General features: G+C 70.0%; 20 protein-coding genes. 7 read left to right on the top strand and 13 right to left on the bottom strand.

All coding sequences use genetic code 11. The features are described 5' to 3' along the window. Positions 1 to 21: 21 nt before the first annotated feature. The 6 genes from Sya03_RS28630 to Sya03_RS28605 all read right to left on the bottom strand — a co-directional run bounded on the left by Sya03_RS28630 (position 22) and on the right by Sya03_RS28605 (position 7,363). Positions 22 to 1,818, bottom strand: a complete 1,797-nt coding sequence (locus Sya03_RS28630; RefSeq protein WP_203941556.1) for a type IV secretory system conjugative DNA transfer family protein — start codon at positions 1,816 to 1,818, stop codon at positions 22 to 24. Beyond that, positions 1,811 to 3,355 carry a putative type IV secretion/conjugal transfer ATPase gene (locus Sya03_RS28625; protein ID WP_203941555.1) on the bottom strand — a complete coding sequence of 515 codons (1,545 nt, stop codon included), beginning with the start codon at positions 3,353 to 3,355 and terminating at the stop codon, positions 1,811 to 1,813. The genes Sya03_RS28630 and Sya03_RS28625 overlap by 8 nt, the downstream gene beginning before the upstream one ends. 4 nt (positions 3,356 to 3,359) lie before the next feature. Next, on the bottom strand, positions 3,360 to 4,907 hold the full coding sequence (locus tag Sya03_RS28620) for an SCO6880 family protein (protein WP_203941554.1): 1,548 nt from the start codon (positions 4,905 to 4,907) through the stop codon (positions 3,360 to 3,362). Positions 4,908 to 4,909: 2 nt separating this feature from the next. Continuing rightward, positions 4,910 to 6,328 (bottom strand): hypothetical protein, encoded by a 1,419-nt coding sequence (locus tag Sya03_RS28615; protein WP_203941553.1) that lies wholly within the window; start codon positions 6,326 to 6,328, stop codon positions 4,910 to 4,912. After that, positions 6,325 to 6,981, bottom strand: coding sequence for a DUF8175 domain-containg protein (locus Sya03_RS28610; RefSeq protein WP_203941552.1), 657 nt, complete (start codon positions 6,979 to 6,981; stop codon positions 6,325 to 6,327). Before Sya03_RS28610 ends, Sya03_RS28615 begins: the two co-directional genes overlap by 4 nt. Before the next feature lie 82 nt (positions 6,982 to 7,063). Continuing rightward, positions 7,064 to 7,363 (bottom strand): hypothetical protein, encoded by a 300-nt coding sequence (locus Sya03_RS28605; RefSeq protein ID WP_203941551.1) that lies wholly within the window; start codon positions 7,361 to 7,363, stop codon positions 7,064 to 7,066. A 393-nt stretch (positions 7,364 to 7,756) separates the two neighbouring features. Between Sya03_RS28605 and Sya03_RS28600 the strand changes: the two genes are divergently transcribed. Beyond that, positions 7,757 to 8,872 carry a M23 family metallopeptidase gene (locus Sya03_RS28600; RefSeq protein WP_203941550.1) on the top strand — a complete coding sequence of 372 codons (1,116 nt, stop codon included), beginning with the start codon at positions 7,757 to 7,759 and terminating at the stop codon, positions 8,870 to 8,872. 5 nt (positions 8,873 to 8,877) lie between these two features. Here the strand turns inward: Sya03_RS28600 and Sya03_RS31930 are convergent, their stop codons facing one another. Continuing rightward, the gene (locus Sya03_RS31930) at positions 8,878 to 9,198 is read right to left on the bottom strand and encodes a DUF4253 domain-containing protein (protein ID WP_203941549.1); all 321 of its coding nucleotides are present in this window, start codon (positions 9,196 to 9,198) and stop codon (positions 8,878 to 8,880) included. Positions 9,199 to 9,448: 250 nt separating this feature from the next. Then, a complete protein-coding gene (locus Sya03_RS28590) occupies positions 9,449 to 9,742 on the bottom strand; it encodes a hypothetical protein (RefSeq protein ID WP_203941548.1) in 294 nt (97 codons plus the stop codon). Between the two features lie 899 nt (positions 9,743 to 10,641). Here Sya03_RS28590 and Sya03_RS28585 point away from each other — a divergent pair. Genes Sya03_RS28585 through Sya03_RS32005 form a run of 3 tightly spaced genes read left to right on the top strand, consistent with a single transcriptional unit; the run spans position 10,642 to position 13,892 of the window. Further along, on the top strand, positions 10,642 to 12,828 hold the full coding sequence (locus Sya03_RS28585) for a DNRLRE domain-containing protein (RefSeq protein WP_203941547.1): 2,187 nt from the start codon (positions 10,642 to 10,644) through the stop codon (positions 12,826 to 12,828). A gap of 14 nt (positions 12,829 to 12,842) precedes the next feature. After that, positions 12,843 to 13,394: a hypothetical protein gene (locus Sya03_RS28580; protein ID WP_203941546.1), complete on the top strand. Its 552-nt coding sequence runs from the start codon at positions 12,843 to 12,845 to the stop codon at positions 13,392 to 13,394. 6 nt (positions 13,395 to 13,400) lie between these two features. Continuing rightward, positions 13,401 to 13,892, top strand: a complete 492-nt coding sequence (locus tag Sya03_RS32005) for an ImuA'/RecA-like NTPase (protein WP_503167692.1) — start codon at positions 13,401 to 13,403, stop codon at positions 13,890 to 13,892. Positions 13,893 to 14,023: 131 nt separating this feature from the next. On the opposite strand, the gene Sya03_RS28575 is transcribed toward Sya03_RS32005, so the two are convergent. The 3 genes from Sya03_RS28575 to Sya03_RS28565 form a co-directional block, all read right to left on the bottom strand. Then, a complete protein-coding gene (locus Sya03_RS28575; RefSeq protein ID WP_203941545.1) occupies positions 14,024 to 14,374 on the bottom strand; it encodes a hypothetical protein in 351 nt (116 codons plus the stop codon). Between the two features lie 49 nt (positions 14,375 to 14,423). Beyond that, positions 14,424 to 14,723: a hypothetical protein gene (locus Sya03_RS28570; RefSeq protein WP_203941544.1), complete on the bottom strand. Its 300-nt coding sequence runs from the start codon at positions 14,721 to 14,723 to the stop codon at positions 14,424 to 14,426. A gap of 91 nt (positions 14,724 to 14,814) precedes the next feature. Further along, a complete protein-coding gene (locus Sya03_RS28565; protein ID WP_203941543.1) occupies positions 14,815 to 14,994 on the bottom strand; it encodes a hypothetical protein in 180 nt (59 codons plus the stop codon). A 306-nt stretch (positions 14,995 to 15,300) separates the two neighbouring features. Here Sya03_RS28565 and Sya03_RS28560 point away from each other — a divergent pair, with 306 nt between their 5' ends. Further along, positions 15,301 to 16,098, top strand: coding sequence for a hypothetical protein (locus tag Sya03_RS28560; RefSeq protein ID WP_203941542.1), 798 nt, complete (start codon positions 15,301 to 15,303; stop codon positions 16,096 to 16,098). A gap of 133 nt (positions 16,099 to 16,231) precedes the next feature. Here Sya03_RS28560 and Sya03_RS28555 read toward each other — a convergent pair whose 3' ends face one another. Further along, positions 16,232 to 16,423: a hypothetical protein gene (locus tag Sya03_RS28555; RefSeq protein ID WP_203941541.1), complete on the bottom strand. Its 192-nt coding sequence runs from the start codon at positions 16,421 to 16,423 to the stop codon at positions 16,232 to 16,234. A 308-nt stretch (positions 16,424 to 16,731) separates the two neighbouring features. Between Sya03_RS28555 and Sya03_RS28550 the strand changes: the two genes are divergently transcribed. Both Sya03_RS28550 and Sya03_RS28545 read left to right on the top strand, forming a co-directional pair. Next, a complete protein-coding gene (locus Sya03_RS28550; RefSeq protein ID WP_203941540.1) occupies positions 16,732 to 17,592 on the top strand; it encodes an RNA polymerase sigma factor in 861 nt (286 codons plus the stop codon). After that, positions 17,585 to 18,352: a hypothetical protein gene (locus Sya03_RS28545; RefSeq protein ID WP_203941539.1), complete on the top strand. Its 768-nt coding sequence runs from the start codon at positions 17,585 to 17,587 to the stop codon at positions 18,350 to 18,352. Before Sya03_RS28550 ends, Sya03_RS28545 begins: the two co-directional genes overlap by 8 nt. Before the next feature lie 390 nt (positions 18,353 to 18,742). On the opposite strand, the gene Sya03_RS28540 is transcribed toward Sya03_RS28545, so the two are convergent. Beyond that, positions 18,743 to 19,393: a hypothetical protein gene (locus Sya03_RS28540; protein ID WP_203941538.1), complete on the bottom strand. Its 651-nt coding sequence runs from the start codon at positions 19,391 to 19,393 to the stop codon at positions 18,743 to 18,745. Positions 19,394 to 19,538: the final 145 nt, after the last annotated feature.

Genomic DNA, 19,538 nt, shown 5'->3' with positions numbered 1-19,538 from the left:
GCGACGGGTGTGGTGTCGTAGTCAGCCACGGCGCGCTGCGTCGGCGTGGGCGGTGAGCGCCGTCTGGGTGTCGGCCACGCTGCGGGCGTAGTCGGCGGCGTTCTCGGATTCGTAGTGCCGGACCATCGACACCAGGACCGCGGGGGTGGTGGCGTGCACGACGAGCGCCTGCCGGCGGTCTTCGGACAGGGTGCGGACGCGGTCGGGGGCGAGGGTCTTGCGGTCGGTGAGGTTGGCCTGGTCGGTGACGCCGTGGCGGTGGTTGTGGGTCCACGAGTGGACGGTCTCGCGGTACTCCCCGGCCAGCTTGGAGAACTCGGCGAGTTCGTCGCCGGAGAGTCCGCCGAGGGCGATCTTGGTGGTGGCGGCGCCCCAGAGCATGTCGGCGCCGTCGCGGCCCCAGCGGTGCCGGGCCTGGGCGATGTCCTGCAGGACGGCGACGACGAAGATGCCGGACCCGGCCGCGTAGGACATGAGCGCGGGCAGGCTGGGCAGCGGGGCGACGTTCGCGACCTCGTCCAGGATCAGTGCCAAAGGCGGGTCGATGCGTCCGCTGGTGGTGCGGTCGGCGAATCGGCGGGCGACGACGGTGAGTTCGTCGACGAAGGCGGAGATGAGCGGGGCGAGGTCGCCGGCCTGTTTCTCGTCGACGAGCAGGTACATCGTTCCCCGCCGGGTCAGCACGTCTTCGAGGTCGATGCTGTCGCCCGGCTCGGGGCAGAACACGTCGCGGGCGGCGTCGGAGAGCAGCGGCGCGACGGCGGTCAGCACGGTCGTCCACATGTTGGAGCGGGTCTCGACGGGTGAGCGGTAGATGGTGTCGAGCATCGCGGCGACGCCGGGCGCCGCACCCGGTGCGGCGGCAAGCAGCCGAATCGGCTCGTCGTCGGACTCGTCGAGGGCCCAGCGCAGCACGTCGGACATGCTCCGCCCGGTCAGGGCGGCCGCGTGCAGCCACGCGGCGAGCAGGTTCGTGGCGGTGGCGCCGAAGAAGCCGGCGTTGGTGGAGTCCGCTCCCCCAATCTCGGGCTTGCCGACCTGCACCATGACGTCGGCGCGCAGGCGGGCCTTGTCGAAACGCTCGCAGTCGCTGGTCGGGGACCAGCGCAGCGGGTGTGGCCAGCGGGTGCCGGACAGGTCCATGACGGCGACCGGGCCGCGGTCGGCGCGCAGGGTCATCGTGTTCAGGACGACGTCGCGGCGCACCGACGTGACGAGCGCGGCCCCAGGCCAGGCGCGCAGCCACGGAATGATCACCTGCGAAGTCTTGCCCTGCCGCGGTGCGGCGAGCAGCAGGACGCTGGTGGCAATGGGCAGCCACAGCCGCCGACCGAGGGCCCGGCCGAGGTCGACGGCGACGTCGCCGATCGTGCAGATGCTGATGGACGGCCGCATTGTCGCGGTGCGGGCGAGGACCTGTTTCTCGCCGAAGGCGTGGCGGATCTGCCGCGGGGAGGCGAAGCCACGGTGCTGGCGTCGGTCGCCGAGCCAGCGCGATGTACCGATGGCGCCCAGCGTCGTGAGCACCAGCATCACGCCGGCGGTGGTGTAGAAGCCGGCAGGCCCGGGCAGGTCGGGCTGCGCAGCGACGGGCCACGCCTGGCGAGGATCGGCCAGGTGCCCTGGCAGCCGGGCCAGGATGGCGCTGGTGTCACCGAAGCGGGTGTGCGGCCACGCTCCGCGGAAGACCAGGCCCGCCAGCTGGCCGACCGTCCACACGCCGATCAGCGCCGTCGCCGCGGCGGCGAGGGCGACGGCGAACAGGTAGTCGGTCGGCGACTGCAGCAGCGGCCGCCGGACCATCGTGTGATCAGCCATGGCCGACCTCCACCGACGTGGATCGGGCGGCGCCGCCGGTCGGCGGCATGGTCATGCGGGCGTTGGTGTAGAACAGCCGGCGCTCGACCGGGTGCAGCACGGTCTGCACGACGTGCGACGCGCGCAGACCGATCTTCCAGATCGCGCGGCCGACCTGCTCGCCCGACCAGGAGGCGATGTGGGCGCATTCGGTGTCGGTCAGGCCGATGGCGTCGCGGGTCATCTGCAGCGGCTTGGTGTCCTGGTGCAGGCAGATCCGCACGTCGCAGGAGGCGATCAGGTTCTGCGCGATGGCGACCTCGGCCGAACCTTCCGGGCCGACGGCCTCGAAGTCGGCGAGCCGGTGGGTGGCGAGGACCTGGATCGTGCCCTGGGCGCGGGACAGCCGCAGATCGGAGTCGATCTTGCGGACCATCGCGGGGATCCGCATGGCCCGCCACAGCTCGTCGCGCACCACCAAGCGGACCGGGCCGTCGGGCTCGTCGACGGCCGCCTGCCCCCAGGAGGACACGCAGGCCAGGGTCATGGCGACGGTGTCGTCGCCGCGGCCTTCCAGCCGGGACAGGTCCACCGTCTGGATCGGGGCGTCGAAGTCCAGCCGGACGGTGGTGGGCCCGTCGAACAGGCCGGACAGCGAGCCGTGGACCATGTTGCCGAGCGCGTCGGCGGCGGGACGGATCATCTCGCGCAGCTCGTGCGGGTCGTCGCCTCGGATGCGCAGCTCGTGCGCCATGTCCGCGGTCGGGTCGCGCAGCAGCGCCCAGACCTCGGGGATGGTCGGGTCGCGCAGCTGCCGGTACCGGGCTCCCCCGCCCGCCGCGTGGTGGACGGCCAGTGACACGGCGGCTTCCTCGGTGGGGGTGAGCTTGCGGTCGAGGCGGACGACGAGGAGCGCGGCGAGCAGGGTGAGGCGGCGGCGGTGGACTTCGTCGAGGCGTTCCCGCAGCCGGTGCTCGTCGGCGGGCAGGTTGCGGCCGAGCGGGCCGGCGTCGAGGGGGTTGAGCCTGGCGGGCAGGCCGGGGCCGATCTCGACCGGCTCGACGCCGACGGCGCGGGCCAGGTCGGCGTACTCGTTCTTGAGGTCGCCCGGGATGAACATGCGCACGCCGTACGCCATGAGCCGGTGCCCGATCGCCTTGATGGTCGCCGACTTGCCGGCGCCGGGGACGCCGGTGATCAGCATGTTCGGGTTGGTGATCAGGCCGCGGTGCAGCCATTCGAGGGGGTGGCAGGAGAAGGCGCCGCCGGAGAGGGTGTCGACGCCGATGTAGGCGCCGACCGGCGGCAGCGACGCCCCGTACAGCCAGGGGTAAAGGCCCTGGACCTGGCCGGTGCTGCCACGGAAGGTCGGCACCGCGGGCGGGATCGGGGCGCGGCCGGCGAACGGGCGCGCGTACCCGCGCCGCGGCGGCACTCGGTGCTGATCACCGTGCTGCCGCGGCGGCTTCGGCGGCTTACCCGCCTTCGGTACGGCGACGGCGGGTGCCAGGATGCCGCCGAGGTCGGCGACCGGGAGTTCTGCGCGGCGTCGGAACATGACATCACCACCGCCGGCGGGGCAGCCCGAACCCCAGCGGAAGGGCGGACATGGCGAAGCCGACGTCCTGCGCGAACCACATCCGGCGCAGCTCGATCCGCGCCGCTGCCGCGTCGGCCTCCAGCGCGGCGCAGGCGTCCTCGAGCTCGTCGGGCCGGGTGACGGTGAGCGTGACGTACGCGGTGAACCGGACCAGGCCGTGCCCGGCGGCGCGCTCGGCGTCCTGCGCGGTCGCCCGGTCCAGGGCCGCCTGCTCGTGCTCCGGGACGATCTGGCCGGTGCGTTGCCGCATCCGCACGGCCACCGAGCGGGAGGTGCGCTCCCGCATGACCTCCCGTTCCGCCTCCCGCGGGCCGAGCGGCTCGACGTGCAGCGAGAACGCGCGGCGGTGCTGCCCCTCGCCCAGCAGCGGCGCCAGCGCGGTGGAGTAGATCTGCGAGCGCGGCCAGTCGTGCACCCAGTAGGTGACGGAGCGGCCGCCGTCGTGGAGGTAGCAGCCCGGCGTGGACTCGGCGGCGGCCGGGCCGGCGACGCCCGGGTCGACGCCGGGCGGCGTGCCGGTTGCGGTGTGCTGGTGGGCGGCGCGCCGGTCGGCCAGGTGCCGGGTGATGTCCGGGTCGTACGCCGTCCGGATCACCTCGGCCAGGTCCCGGGGTGCCAGCCACCGTTCGACCTGCAGGTCCGCGGTGCCGATCGCCGCGGCCAGCGCCCGCAACTGCCGGGTCAGCACGGCGGCCGCGCCGACCGTGCCCCCGCCGGCGTTCTTGATCTGCCGAGCCAGCCGGCGTGCGTCCATCGTGAACGCCAGGTACGCCTCGCGCTGCGACGTGGCCAGGGTGGAGGTAGCCAGCAGCCCGGCCGTGACATCCGCGGCTACAGCGGGCGCGTCCGGGTGCACATGGTCGGCGTGCCAGCGACGCAGCGCCGCCCCGGATTCGGGGATAAGGCGTTGCAGCGCCTGGACCCGGGTGATCGGGTTGCCCTCGGTGCACAGCCCGGCGAGCAGGGCACCCCAACCGGCGACCCGCTGGTCACGGCGGGCGGAATCGACCAGGCCGATGCCGGGGAACCGCACGCAGGCGACGGCGGTGAAGGTGCGATCGATCGCGTGGTGGGCGATGGCGAGGGGCTGCCCGTCGGGCATCCGGGCGTCGAGGATCCGCACCGGGGCCAGGATGCCGGGCAGGTCCATCGGCTTGGCCGCGTCGTTGCCGCCGCTCGGGTTGAAGGCTCCGGAGATGAACTTGTGCTGCCCCCGACCGCGGGTGGCGCCGTACGAGACAGTCGCGACGGCCCACTCGTCGACGGTCCGGCCGCCCACCCGCAGGAACGCCAGGACAGCCAGGACGCCGGCGACCGGCCAGGCGACCACGGCGGTGGCGATGCTGGAGGCGGACAGCGGCCACGCGCCGGCCACGACCGCCGCGGCGAGCATGGCCACCCGCTGCCCGGACAGGCCGAACAGGAACGCCACCCGCTCCTGCTGCCACCCGAAGTACGTGCGCGCGCCCGAGTCGCGGTGCGCGACGTCGCCGCGGTCGCGTCGGCCCATCGTCAATCACGCTCCCGTTCCTGCTCGACCGCCTGCGCCTGCGGCGCGCGCTGGTGCTGAACCGGCGATGACCCGGTCGGCGGCGGTACCGGTGGTGGTGGATCGTCGTCGTCGCCGTGGGCCGGTTCGTGGGCCGGCGGTGGCGGCGGATCGCCGTGCCGGGCGGGCCACGCCGGTGCCGCGTGGCGGGGGTATCCGGCCGGGTTGGCGTGCGGGTTCGCACGGTCCAGACCGGCGTGCCCGGCCATCTGCTCCGACTTGCCGACGAGCGCGTTCGCGCCCTTCTGCGCCGTATCCAGCACCGCCTTGGCGGCAAATACCGCGACGGCCGCCCCACCCGTAGCCGCTGCCGCTCCCCCGGCCGCCGCGCCGCCCGACGCGCCGCCGACCCCGCCGGACGACGTCCCTGCCGCGCCCCCGGCGCGGCCCGCGTGCGCGCCCATCGTGCGGGCCTCGGCGGTCTGCGAGAACTGGTTCGGGTCCGCGCCGACCGGCATGCCGTTGCGGGCGTTCGCCGCGTTGGAGCCCGCGCCGAGCAGCCCGGCCAGGCCCATGCCGCCGCCCATCTGCACGCTGGCGAACGTGAAGAACCGGGCGATCGCCGGCCACGCCAGGGCGGCCAGCAGCAACACGACCAGCCCGGACAGCAGCGTGGCGACGTCCCGGGCGCCGCCGGTGACGTTGAGGCCGAGGGCGAACACCAGCGCGATCACCGGCTTGAGCACGATCAGCTGGATCGTCGCGCCGACAAGCTTGGGCCACCACGCCTTGGTGGTCTCACTGATCTGCCCGGCCGCGGCGATGGGCGAGGTGGCGATCAGGGCCACCAGCGCGGCGTTGCGCAGCAGCAGCTCGAACCACAGCACGACGACCAGCAGGATGCAGACGATCGCCAGGATCAGCAGCAGCGACGGCGAGGTGGTCGGGGCCACCGCGAACAACCCGGCCAGCTTGTCCCGCAGGCCCTCGGAGCTGCCGAACGCGCGGTTGACGATGAACGCGGTCACCTCGTCCGCGGCGACCAGGGCGACACCGCCGACCGTCAGCGTCACCATGAACGCCAGAGCCGCCTTGCCCAGGCCGACCAGCCCGTACGCGAGAGCGGATCCCTCGTGCGTCATCGCCGTCCGCGCGATCTGCACCAGCAGCAAGAACACGGCGACGAGCGCCGCCAAGCCGAGACTGGTCGCGTACACGTCACGCACACCCGGGGACTGCAGGTCGACCGAGCCGATGGTGACGAATCCGTTGGCGAAGAATTCCAGCAGGCTCACCGCGGCGTCGGCGAAGGACCGGCACACCGCCTCCCACGCGGAACCCGCGACGCCGCCCGCCACGCCACCGACCACGTCCCCGGCGCAGGCCAAGGGGTTGGCCCAGCCGCACGGCTCAGCCGCCGGCGCCTCCGCCAGGGCGCTCATGACACGAAGTCCAGCCAGCCGGCCGCGACAGCCTCCGGGCTGCCCGGCTGTGCCTGCAGGCCACGATAGTCGCTGCGCCCCTGCGCTCGCTCGATGCGCCAGTCACCGTCGTCCCACCGCAGCGGTGCCGGAAACACTCCGATCCTGCTCTGCGTGCCGACGGTCGGCGTCGTCGTGATGAGGTAGGCGAGCACCAGGACGGTCACCCGGTCCTCGCCGGGATCCCGCAGCTGGTACGCCACCGGGCCGAGACTCACGGAGGTACCCGGCGGGACGTCGCCTGCGGCCGGCAGGGCGAGCTGCCGGCGCGTGCTGACCGTTCCGGCGGCGAGCTCCTCGCCGGCCGTCTTCCACGACCGCACGGCGATCCGCCGGGCGATCGACCGCGCCCGATCCGGGTCCAGGGTGGACCCCAGCTGCGTCCAGAACTCGACCGCCGCCGACACCGCGCCGGCAGTCGACCGCGGGAACCCGACGTGGAGGCCGTCGACCACCCTGCCGCCGCGCACCAGCCGGAGCGGCTCACCGGTCGGCCGGACGGCACTCGGTGGCGGCGCGGTCCCGGAGTTCGGCGCGACGCTGGGCAAGGCCGCCGGCGCGCGATCGTCGCCCCGACCCGTCACCCACAGCGCGAGCCCGGCGCCGACGACCACCGCCAGGACCACGGCCGACAGCCGCCAACGCGCCGAGGCGCGCGGTGCCGCCAGGAAGTCCCCCGACACGACCGGACCCCGATCAGGACGCCGCGCCGAAGACGTTATTGACCAGCGGGATGGCCAGCGCGGCCCCGACGGTCGCGATCAACGACCAGACGAACGCGCGCTTGCCGCGCTCCGCGGCCTCCGGCCGGTTCTGCAGGTTCCCGGCCGCCATGTAACCGAACGACACCAGCGTGATCACGGCGCAGACGATGACGACGCCCCACTTCGCGTACGAGATCAGCAGGCTGACACCCTTGGCCCCACCCGTGGGATCGACCGGTGCCGGATTTGGGACTTCCGCCAGGATTATGGCGGTCTCGGTGAGCAACGACATGGATCGGCTCCTGTTCCCCGTACGCCCCGGCAGGCGCACGAAAATGCGTGTTGAGCTGCGGAAACAGCTTCTCGTCACGCGAGATCGCCACTGTAAGAGCGAGACGACGGTCGAAGTCAACGGAAAGCAAGCAATCGGTTCATGGCTCTGCGTCGATATAGCCGTTCGGCGGATCTCCGCAGGGCCGATGCGGCACGCCGACATCACCGGAACGGCTGGCCGCAGTCGTGATCCACGCAGCCGTGAGCAGCCGAAACTGCGGCGGGTACATCCGTTGACAACGATGCGTGGACCGGGCGTAGCCTGACCCGATCTCGGTCACGCCCTGCCGATCCCACACCTCGCCCGGTCCACCGGGACCACCATCCCGTCGACGCCACGGGATACCTCCACATGCCCTCGCCGCGCCACGAAGGGGGGCTTCGCCGCGTGAAGCTTCGAGCGGTCCTCCTCGCCGTCCTGACGCTGCCCGCCGTCATGACGGCAGGTATCGCGGTGACGGCCGCGGCGGCCGGCGCCCTGGAGCGGAGCACGTGCAGCTCACCGGTCCCGCCAACCGCCTCCGGCGAGTCCTCTCCGGGCCTTCAGCAACTCAGCGCCGTTAAGCGCAGCAACGCGCGGGCGATCTACACGGTCGGGGTCCAGCTCGGCGTCCCGTACCGGGGCGAGGTGATCGCCATCGCGACGGCGTTGCAGGAGTCGAGCCTGATCAACAAGGCGGTCGCCACCGACCACGACAGCCTGGGGCTCTTCCAGCAGCGTCCGAGCCAGGGGTGGGGCACAGCGGCGCAGATCCTCGACCCGGTGTACGCCTCAACAGCGTTCTACCGGCGCCTCCGCGCGGTCAACGGCTGGGAACGGATGCCGCTGACCGAGGCGGCGCAAGCGGTGCAGCGCTCGAAATACCCGGCGGCGTATGCGAAGTGGGAACCGCTCGCGACGGCACTGGCCGCCGATGCAGCAGCCGCCACCGGCAAGATCGTCCTCACTGGCGCGTGCCAGCCCGTGTGTCCACCAAGCGGCGACGACGAAGCACGACCGACATGCGAGTGGGTCGCTCCGGTACAGGCCGGCATCGTCTCAGGGTTCCGCACGTCTGCGCGGCCGGGCCACGACGGGGTCGATCTGGGTGCGGCCCGCGCCACACCGATCCGTGTCGCCTCAGCAGGCAGCGTGATCATCGTGCGCTGCGACATCGAACCCGCCAGCTACGGGTGCAACCGCGACGGCTCACCCGCCACGCCCGGGTGTGGGTGGTACGTCGACGTGGAACACACCGACGACATCATCACCCGCTACTGCCATATGCTCGTCCAGCCGACGGTCGCTGTTGGTCAGCGGGTGGCCGCCGGACAGATCATCGGCTACGTCGGATCCTCCGGCCACAGCAGCGGACCGCATCTCCACTTCGAGGTGCATCTCGCCGGAGACCGAAGTGCGGCGGGCGCGGTGGATCCGGTGATCTTCATGGCGCAGCGCGGCGTCGACCTGTCGAAAGGCGAGGGGTAAAAGCACTAGGGCCGATCGTGCACGAACCAAGCATCACTGCGAGTGAGGGCGAGAGCGAGTTGCCATTGTTCGCACTGCAGGCTGCCGCCGATGGCCATCAACTGTCCGGCAAGGTCCCACGCCTGGGGCCCGGGCGCCGGTCGGCGTTCTGTGACGAATTGCAGCATCGTTCCCCAGGCGGCAACTAGAGCGGCACCCCACCGCTCATCCCACTGGCGCAGCGCGGCAGCCCACGCCGGATAGCCGTTCTCTCGGGCTGCTCCGAAGTAGGACACCCAGGCGGGAGCGAGCCACTGCGACGTCGTGGGCAGCAGGACCAGCTGCACTTCCGGCCACGTACGCCAACGGCCGGGGCCCGACGAGATACTCCGACCCCCTGAAGGCTTGAGCAGCCAGCTCAGGCACGGCCAGGAGCGTGTCGTACATCCACCGCTGAAGGACCGCCGACGTGGTCGGTGGGGCCAGTTGCTCGATCGCCGGAGCGACCATGTCGGAACCCGGGAACTCCTGGACGTAGCGCCCACGGTGGCGGCCGCCTGGTCCTGCCGCTCGACGAGTGAAACGCGGTGCGGGCCGCTACTTCATCACCTGCCAGACGGCTACGCCGAGCAGCATGGTGGAGCCGAACGATCCGGCGCCAGCCATGACCGCGAGCGCGGGATGGACGCCGGCCAGCGCTGACAGCGCGCCACCCAGGAGCCCTACCACCAGTGCAAAGAGCACCAGGAGCGCCAGAACGACAAGGCGGTAGCTCGCTGGTCCGGCTGGGGCCTGCTGACGCCCGCTGTGCGCTCGCGAGCCTGCCTCGTCATCCGCCCAGCGCGAGCTGCTGATCATCTTCGGCGTTACCCCGTCTTTCACAGACTCCATGCCTTCCTGATCTTGAAACGCGCGTCAGGAGCCCGAAGCGGCGTCTAGCTATGCGGGTGCCGTCGAGTGTCAGGCCCTCGCGTCGCCCCCGAACTCCGTCAACAGGGTGCGGGCCGCCGCGGACGGCGCTGGGCACTTATGCCAGGCTGATCAAAGTGGACGTCGCGGCGTTTCCGCTGCTCAAAATCATGTGCGGGTGCACAGGCGTAAGGTTTCCGCGTAACGCAAATACCATGAGTCACTGTGACTGACGCGCAGCGCTACTGCCGGATGTGCCCAGCTCAACTGCCAGCCGGTAGCCGCAGCGACCGCCAGTTCTGCTCCAACGGGTGTCGGCAACGCCGGTACGACCGCAGCCGGCGGCGCCGGAGGACAGATCCCGCCCGTTCGCTCGCCTTGGGGCGGCTCTACACCCTGGTCGACATGCTGGCGAGGCGCCTGCCGGAACCGGTGTTGCCGGCGCACCTGGCCCTCGCATATCGCCAGGAGTTCCGAGTTCCCTTCCAGGTCGAGTGGCTGCCGAGGCTGTGTGCGAGATGGGGGTGTGGGCGGCCGCTCCCTCCGTACGCCCGCCCCGAGCGGGCGTTCTGCCGCAACGCCTGTCGGCAGCGTGCCTACCGGCAGGCCCAGCGCCGCCAGGCCAACTCCGTGTCAACCTAGGTTGACATAAGGGCCATTAGCGCCCATGTCCTGGCGCGACGGGTCACGCCGCAGGCCCTGTTCGCTGCATGCCAGCGTTACCTCCATTATCTGCTGCTTCGTTAGGAACCCTTACCTGGGAGTCTGCCGTGTCGAAGGGTGCCCTCGGTTCACTCAACGAGACGGAGGGCACAGTGCGAGCACGGGTAGGGCCGACCGCCGGGTCGGCATGGCGGCGCCGCAATACACGCGTAGCCGGCGTGTTGACGGCGGTTCTGGCTGGCGGGCTGGTGCAGGTGACGGCGCAGCCGGTAGCTGCGCAGGAACCGAGCCAGTCGCGGCAGGCACCCTGCCCGGCGGAGCTGCCAACGGAGGTCGAGGCGGCGGCGGCCGCGCTTAAGTGTGGCGGCAAGGTCGGTGTTGCAGCCATGACATCGGAGACCACGCTGGTGTGGGCGCTCCCTTCCGGCGGTTTCCAGCAGGAGATCCAAGCGCTGCCGGTGCGGGTGAAGCAGGACAACGACTGGGTCCCGGTCGACCTGACTCTGACCGAGCAGGCGGACGGCACCGTTGCCGCGAAGGCACACCCACTGGGGGTGACCCTCTCCGGTGCCACCAGCCACTCCGGGGAGAACGAACTCGCCGCGGTTGGGTCGGGCGACGATGAGGTCGCGATGGGCTGGACGGGGCCGCTGCCTGAGCCCGAGCTCGAGGGACCCAAGGCCACGTACCGGGAGGTCAAACCCGGTGTTGACTTGATTGTCGAGGCCACCTACACCGGCATCGAGAGCTTCTACGTGGTGAAGAACCGCGATGCCGCCGACGAGGTCGCCAAGCTGGTCGTTCCGATCGCCGGCGACGACATCGCTGACCATCAGCGCTCGACCGACGGCACCGTCACCCTCGTCGACGACAGCGGCGAAGCGGTCGCCTCGACCCCGCCGCCGCTGATGTGGGACGCCCGCACCACCGCCGACGGCGACCCCGCCGCGATCAAGCCAATCACCATGACGACGGCCGATCGCGTCGCCAGCACCACCTCCGAGCTCGCCGGCGCCGGCGCGACCCTGACGCTGACGCCGGACCAGAACTTCCTCAACAGCCCCGACACCGTGTACCCGGTGACGGTCGATCCGCAGCTCAACGGCAGCTACACCTACTACAGCCGCTGGATGGAGGAGGGCAGCACCGCTGCCAATGACTCCACCGGCTGGATCCAGATCGGGTACAACCCGGCCAACAACAAGCGCAGCCGCGCATTCATCGGCTGGAACAGCCACACCCTTACCGGCAAGTACATTTCCTCGGCCACCGTCAGCCTGTGGAACTACGAGAGCGGCAACATCAACGCCCCGACCTGCGCCAAGGCCAACTGGGAGATCTGGTCCACCGAACGCTGGTACAACTTCCACACCTGGACCAGTCAGCCCGTCTGGTACGTCAAGGAAGCCACCACCGACGCCACCTGGGGCGCCACCACTGCCTGCGACAACAACTGGGCCACCGTCGACGCCACCAGCTTCTGGCAACGCGCCGCCGATGCCGGCCAGAGCTTGGCGTTCATGGGGATCAGGGCCACGAACGAAAATGCTTGGGCGAGCTTCAAGAAGTTCAGCAGCCGCAACGCACCTGCCAGCATGGTTCCCCGCACGCTGATCAACTACTCCGACCCCGTCGACACCGACGTTGCGATCACCGGCATCGATTGGCCGCTCAACACCGAGATCTCCGCGCAGGATCTGAAGGCAAAAATGCAGGCGGCCGGGTACTCTGAGCAGGCGATCACCTCCGTCGTCGCGGGTGACGGAGCCACCGCAACAGCTAGCGAGATCGACGAACCAGAAACCCCGAACGGAATTGACCTCGCCCAGGAGTTCGCGAACGACGACACCTTCGAGGAAGAATGGGCGGAGGCATACCCGGGCACCACGCCGCCTCCCGCAGATGGCGTAATGGCGCAATCCATGTTCGAGAATTCGGCACCGTACCAGGCCGAGAACCCTGAAGAACAAATGACGGCCATGGGTGGCACCGGACGGCATGATATCGTCTCTATGTGGGATGATGTTAACTGGGGGCGGATCGTTCTTCGCTACGGCTACTACCAGACCCACGCGAACGGCCAAGACAACGGTTTCGGGTTGACGAAGGTGATCCAGAAGCACAACCTGGACGAGCGGAACCTGCGCAACGTAACCCGATTTCCGAAGCTGAAACAGCACGTCGCCGGCCAGAAGTACAACTACACAAGCCACCCGATCATCCGCACAAAGTGCACCGGCAACTTTTTCACGCGGAAGTGCAAGAATGTGGCACGCACCGAAATCATCCTCGGGCACGACTTCCGAATCTGGCCAGCAGACCACAAGTCCTTCGGCGTCATCACTGCATTCTGCAAGGGCTACGACGGGAAGTGCCCGAACTGGGTGAAGAACCGACGGATGTAACCACTGGAGGAACGATGGCCCTGACCGACGACCGCGACGCTTTCAATATCGCTGTCGGTCAGGGCCGCGCTCTAGTTCACATCTCAGCATGGCAGCGCGAGAGCATCGCCTTTGGCCTTTATGCAGCACGCGTCGAGTTCGACACTAATCGACAGATTGCCCTGCATGTACTCAACAGCTCCGGCGAGCCTTCGACTTTCGCGTGCCAAATCGATGAAATCGGCTCTCTCCTGGCAGCAGATTTAGGTAAGCAGCGCGCGAACACGGAACGGACTGTTCGGCCGCCGGCCGAAACTGAACCTTTCGAAATGTACTCTGAACTTCTGTACGACTTAGGGGCGAACGCGGATGCCCTGGTGGGATATAATCCTAATGTCGGACCACTGCAATTCGCACACGTGGAGACTGACGGCCAGACGAGAGCGACCGTCGGCATACTGGACACGGCCCGGAAAATCCACTCCATCGACTACAAGTGGTCAGAATTGGTCAACCCAATCGCGGGCGACTTGTTCGGCATCGTGGACCTAATTGCGGCCAGAATCGCTAAGTCTGAAAGCCGGTAGCGGCGAATACCTCCCGCAGCTGACACCGCACACCGGTCGTCCTCTCCGACGAGTACGGCACCGGACTGGCCCACGGTGGCCGGGATCCTGCTCGACGGCATCGACGTCGTGGTGGTCAGGCCACCGGCCACGCCGAGCGCCGCCGTCGCCCGCGCGCTGGCGGCGCGTGCCCGCAAGAAGGGTGCGGTGCTGATCCTGGCCGGGCTGCGACGTGCGCCTCGAGCTGGTCGAGCGTCGCTGGGTGGGCCTCGGGCACGGGCGCGGGCGGTTGCGCCGTCAGGACGTCACCCTGCGCGCGACCGGCCGCGGCAGCGCTGCCCGGCCCCGGCAGATCGACACGTCGCTGCCCCGCCCTCATGCGCGGACCGCGGACCGCGAACGGCGCCGGCCTTCGTCCGGCAGACGTCGGTGGAGCGGTGGCTCACCCTGCTGGAGGAGCAGGAGGCGCGCGACGCACGCGAACGCGAAGCGGGGAGCCCGGCCGATGGGTGGACATGACCTTCAGAGGTCCATTGCTGCCGCCGGCGAGGCTCCCCTACTCGATCAACGCTCGCATTCGCCCAGGTCAAGGGCAAGAGTCATCGACGAACTACACGTCCGTAGTTCAGATTTCGCCGCGGGGTAAGGGCCTACTCGCCGGGGTCCGTCGACCACCGCGCCGACGACGCGAGGACGCCGACCGCGTCGTTCCACCACCATGCGTCGCGCTGCGACGGCGACTCGCCGCCGGCGTTGGGGAACAGGCAGGGGGCGTCGGCGGACATCGCGCGGATCTGCTTGAGGTCGACGCCGGGCATGAGGATCCGGATCGTCGACTCGCCGGCCATCGGGACGCTCCAGGCGAACCGGCCGCCGCGGTCGGCCGCCGGGTCGCGTTCCGGATCGCCCGCCGGGGCGGCGCCCCGGTCGCGGGCCGCGTCGAGGAGGGCGACCAGGTTGTGCGCGGCCGTCGTCTCGTCCGCGTTGTCGACCGGCTGCATCCCCTGGACCACTCCCGGGCCGTACGGGGTGGGTACGACCGAAACTGGGTCAGGCCGCGCCGTGACCTGCGTCGGGACCACCGCGGAGGCGCCGCGGCGTCCGGATCCGCTCGGGCTCGGCGGTGTCGGTCGGCGCCGCGGCGTCGGCGACGACCGGCGCCAGGGCGGCCATGTCGACGCCGGCCTCGACGAGGATCCGTTCCACCGCGGTGATCGACAGCCAGTCGAGGACCACCTCGTCGTCGCGCAGCACCCGGTACCACTGACTGCGCTGCCCGCGACGCCGCACCACCTCAACGCGCCACCGGCCGTCGGGGGTCTGCATCGCTGCCTCGACCAGCACCTCCACCGATCGCACGCTACGCCCGGCTGCCAGCCGAGGGCCAGCGCAGGTGTGCTGGCCGCGCCGGCATCCAGCGTTGCCGGCGCGGCATCCCGCGTCATCCCAGGGCGTAGCCGGCGCGGTCGGCCGCGGCATCGAGGAGCTGGCGCACCGCCTCTCGCTGCTCGGGGCTGTCGGCGCCGAGCCGCAGGACGTACTCCCCGGGCTCGACCTGGCTCTGTCCGAACGTGGAGATCACGGCGGTCAACTCCTGCCGGTGGGCCTCGCTGAGCTGCACGTTCAGCCGGAAGTACCGGCACCCGCCGTACGGCTGAGTCGTTCACATGTGGCCGTGAGTCCAGATGCGCAGACAGTCCTCGATGGAGGCCAGTAGGGGATCGCCGGCATCGGCGGGGTCAACTTGCAGAAATGCCCGGCCACCCGGGTCCGGCACGACTCTCATGCCCGAATCCTTCCTTTGGAGGTTATTGCCCAGATGATGCCGGTGGCCTCCGACAATTCCGAGAGTCCAGACGGGGCTTAGCCGCAGCGCGGAGGCGTAATGAGGTGGAGAGCGACGGACCCGGCTTTTACTGTCCTGGGCGTGACTGCGCCGGATCCGACCACCAGCATCCCGCTCGCGCTGTTCGACGACGTCGTGAAGTGGAGTCAGCGGCGCACCGACCTCGGTGCTTGGGCCGTCGAGCCCGGCTCCGCGCTGCACGGCGATGACCGGTGGGCCGATCCATACCGCGTGAGCCACGCAGCGCAGCACCGCCTCCACAGCGCCATCGACAACCTTCACGCGGTCAAGCTGCTGTTGGTCGACGCCGCGACCCTGCCCACGTTCGCAACCTTCACGCTGATCCGCGCCGGCATGGAGAACGCGGCGGTGGTCAGCTGGCTCCTTCAGCCGGCTGATCAACCCGAGCGCGTGCGGCGCCGGCTGCAGCTGGAAGCGGGTAACGCGAAGAACCGCGACACCGCGCTCACCCTCATGCTCAGGAACGCCGGCCCCGATGAGCAGGCGGCGGCCGCCCCGCTGGCAGAAGTTCTCGAGCGGCTGCGCGGGATCGGCGAGGCCCACGGGATTCCCGGGCGCGAGATCGACAAGCGGCTGCCGGGCTGGGCGGACATCGTCAAGGCGGCGACCAAACACCCGCGGTTGAGCGACATTCAACTGTTCCAGTGGCGCATGTGCAGCGCACTCTCCCACGCCGAGGAGTGGCCCTCCCACATCCTGCTCTCCACCCCCGTCGGCGACGACGTCGACGGGGTCGTGACCCTCCACGTCGAAACACCCGCGGGCCTTGCGCAGGTGTCGTTCGGTCTCGCGAGCGGGATGCTGCGGGACGCCATCAACCTGTACGACACGCGGCGCATGGCGTCGCGCACGGCCTGAGCGTCGCCGACGGCACGGTGCCGGTGCCGAGCGGCAGGAGCGGGTCCAGCATGGGGAGAGGGTGGGACCGCCCAGGCGGGCGGCCACCTCCTGGCGCCGGCGTTGCTGGTCGGCGCCGGAAGGTGGCCGCCCGTCACCGTCCGATGATGGTGTGGAACAGCAGCAGGGATCCGCCCGCGGCGCCGCCGCCCCAGAGCACGGCCGCCGGGACAGAATGGTCGGCCAGGTACGCGAGACAGCCAGCGAACACCCCGAGGATCAGGGTGATCAGCAGGACGACGGCGGCGCGAACGGTCAGTAGCGGGCCGGGGGGTGTCGGTGTCACCGGAGAACCTCCAGTCGGGTAGTGAAAAGGACACCCGCTAGTAAGTCGTGAAGGATGGGGCACCCCACGCCTGACCTGCACATTTATCTGAGCCGGAGAGCTCACAGAAAAAGTTCGGAAATGTCCGTGGGGTGGGTCCGGGCGGCGCACTTACAAGACAGTTGTTTTGAGCTTGCGTCGTGACTGACAGGCAGATTTTGGTTGATCAGCCACCCGCACGGCAGGGCCGCCGAAGGTGGTCCCAGGCGCCGAAGGCGCCCCCGGGTTTGGGGCGAATTCGGCGACGACCGAAAGGGCGGACAGTGAGAGTGGACGGCGGCGGCGCGGCGGGCGAGACGCCCGCGGGGCAGGCGCGCGCGGCTGCTGTCGTACAACCTGGCGTCCGGCTCGGCGACGAACTCGGCCGGCCCGTGTCGGTCGACCAGGTGCTGACCAACATGACGTCGGCGTTCGCCAAGGAGGCCCGGCGCCTGCAGGAAAGCCTCCAGCGGCGTGAGGCCGACCAGGCGCTGCTGGTCGAGCTCGCCGCCGGCAACTTCACCGGCCGCGCCTACGAGCGGTTCGAGAACGAACTCGCCGCGTACGCCATGTCGGTGCTGCGCGGCTGGATGCACTCCGGCTTCATCTTCAAGCTCACCGCGGCGCGCGGGTTCTCCCTGAATCCGTCCGGCGACGAGCTGGAGGAGCTATTCCGAAAGTCCGACGCCCGCGAGGAGCTGGCCATCATGACCGTCGCGCTCGCGTTGCCGCGGTTCCGCGAGCAGGCCCTGGTCAACGGCGGCTGGCGGCTCGAAGGCGGGGCTAGCCTCTCCACCTACTTCATGGGCGCCTGTCTGTACGTGTTCCCCAACGAGGTGCGCAAACGCCGGGCACAGCGCAAGAAGTGGCGGCTGCAGGACAGCGGCGACCCGGGGACCGCCCCGCCGCCGACCGAAGGCCGGATCGATGACCCGTGCGTGATCACCGTCGGCAACCAGCGGGTGTGTGACGACCTCGGCCGCGTCGATGACCGGACCCGGGCGGTCCTCGCGTTGACGATCGACGGCTACACCCAGGAGGAGATCGTCGAACTGCTCGACGAGGTTTCCGTGCGTGCGATCGAGGGCGTGCTCTACCGGTGGCGCCAGAAGGAGCAGAACCAGCAGCCAGGAGGCGGGTCCGATGGATGAGCGCAACGTAGACGTGGAACGCATCGACCAGTTGCTCGAACGGTCCTCCCTCGGCACACCCGGCGCGCAGCGGCTACGCCGGCGCACCCCAGCCGTGCAAGTGGCGGCGGCCCGGCGCATCGCCCACCTCCGCAACAGCATCGTGCACCCTCGCGGTGACCACGATGTCGCCGCCGCGGCGGCCGAGCTGGTCGACCTCCTCGTCAAGCTGGGCTACTACGGGCAGGCTGACCACGTTCTTCACGAGTGGTTCCCGGCCGACGGAGGGGCGATCGCCAACCTCGCGGCCGTGGCGCTCCTGCACTCTGCCCGATCCGCTCCGCAGGGCAGCACGAGGCAGTCACGCGACGAAAAGGAGACGGGGATCGCCACGCTTACCCTTGCGCCGGCTAGCGACCGCCTGGCCGGTGACGATCCGTCGTGGCGTGACGAACTGCACCTGCTCTTCACCGAGTTGCACGAGCAGGTCGGGGCGATGCCCGTGCGGTGTCGGCCTCGGGTCGACGACGTTCCGGCCACGATGGCCGAGCCGCCCATCATCATCACGATGGTGTTCCGATACACCACGGACAGCGTCACCCACTTGTCGACGTGCCTGCGGCACTGGCTAGACCGCACCCCAGGCCGCAGCCTGGACCTCGCCGTCGACTCATCGACGTGGTCCGAACGGATCGTGCTGTACTCCGGCGGCACCTGGTGTCCAACCGTTCCCGACGCCGATGAAGGGTGGCCGGGCTCAGCCGAGACGACCACGCGTTGAGCGCGATGAAGTACCTACGGACCGTTCCCCGGCATTAGAACACGAAGGCCGCACCGACCCCGCCGTACCGTCCGTCGCGTCTACCCCGGGGGTCGGTATCAACGCCCCGTTGGTGACGCCTCCGGTGGCCCCCTCGCCCGGAAGCCCGGCCCGTCGCGGCTGCGCTTCGCCGCCCGGTTGCTCCGCAACATGGCCGGCCGGTTCGTCTACGAGTGACTCGAGGACCTGTCACCGGCTCAGCCGGGCGTACGCGGTGAGCGGGCCGGCGCCGGGGGCCACCAGGAGCAGGACGTCGGCGCGGCACGGGCTGCCGCCGTCGAGGCGGCACCAGCAGGCCCAGCCGCAGCTAGCCCGTAACCAACGGCAACGTTGGGGCTACAGGTCTGTGGGCTACAACCAGCGGACGAAGTATTCACCGGTGAACCGGTACTGGTCGCTCGCCGGAGAGACTGCGGTGTACCGGGCGTACCGGTCGTGCTGGCGGCCGAAGACCTCGTAGTGGTCGATGAACGGGAACGCGTCGTCGCCGGCCGGTAGTCGGAAGGTGTGATCGGCGGCGGGCCCGTCGAGCAGGCGGACCGTGCGCAGGCCGGTGGGCGCCCGGTGTTGCCAGGAGCGGGGCGGCCACCGGCTCTCCATGTCGTCCAGGAAGAGGTTCTGCTGGTAGCGGAAGTCCCGGTCGTCGTCCGGATCCGCAGGGAGCGACGCTCGCAAGGCATCGTGGCGCTCGCGGGCGCGGTGCCGATGACGCAGGATGGCTTGGCGCGCGGCCTGACGGCTGATGCCCCGCCGGGCGCCGATCTCGGCGTAGCTGGCGTGGCTGTCGCGGGCGTGCTGGGCCGCGTCGTCTGCTCGCTGATCCAGCAGCCGGGTGAAGGACGTGCAGGCTTCGATGACGGCCAAGGTGTACGCCCGGACGTCGTCCTGCGGCGCCGAGCCGTCAGAAGGGGCCCGGTGCGCGCCTGCGATCAGCAGCGCGAACTCGGTCACCAGGTCGTCGAGCTGCCGGTCTATCGGGATTCCTTTGGACGTGGCGGCCACGCGACAACCGTAGTTGTCGCTGTCAAGAAGCGGCGAAGCGGTTGCCCTACTCACTGACCTGCGGAAACGTCGGCACCTTGACATCCCGCCAAGATCTTGCAACGATGTTGTTGGTGCTACAATTGCACCCAAAAATAGGAAGTCA

This window comes from Spirilliplanes yamanashiensis (genome assembly GCF_016863475.1).
Classification (GTDB): Bacteria; Actinomycetota; Actinomycetes; order Mycobacteriales; family Micromonosporaceae; genus Spirilliplanes; species Spirilliplanes yamanashiensis.
This window is presented reverse-complemented; position numbering and strand designations above follow the sequence as displayed.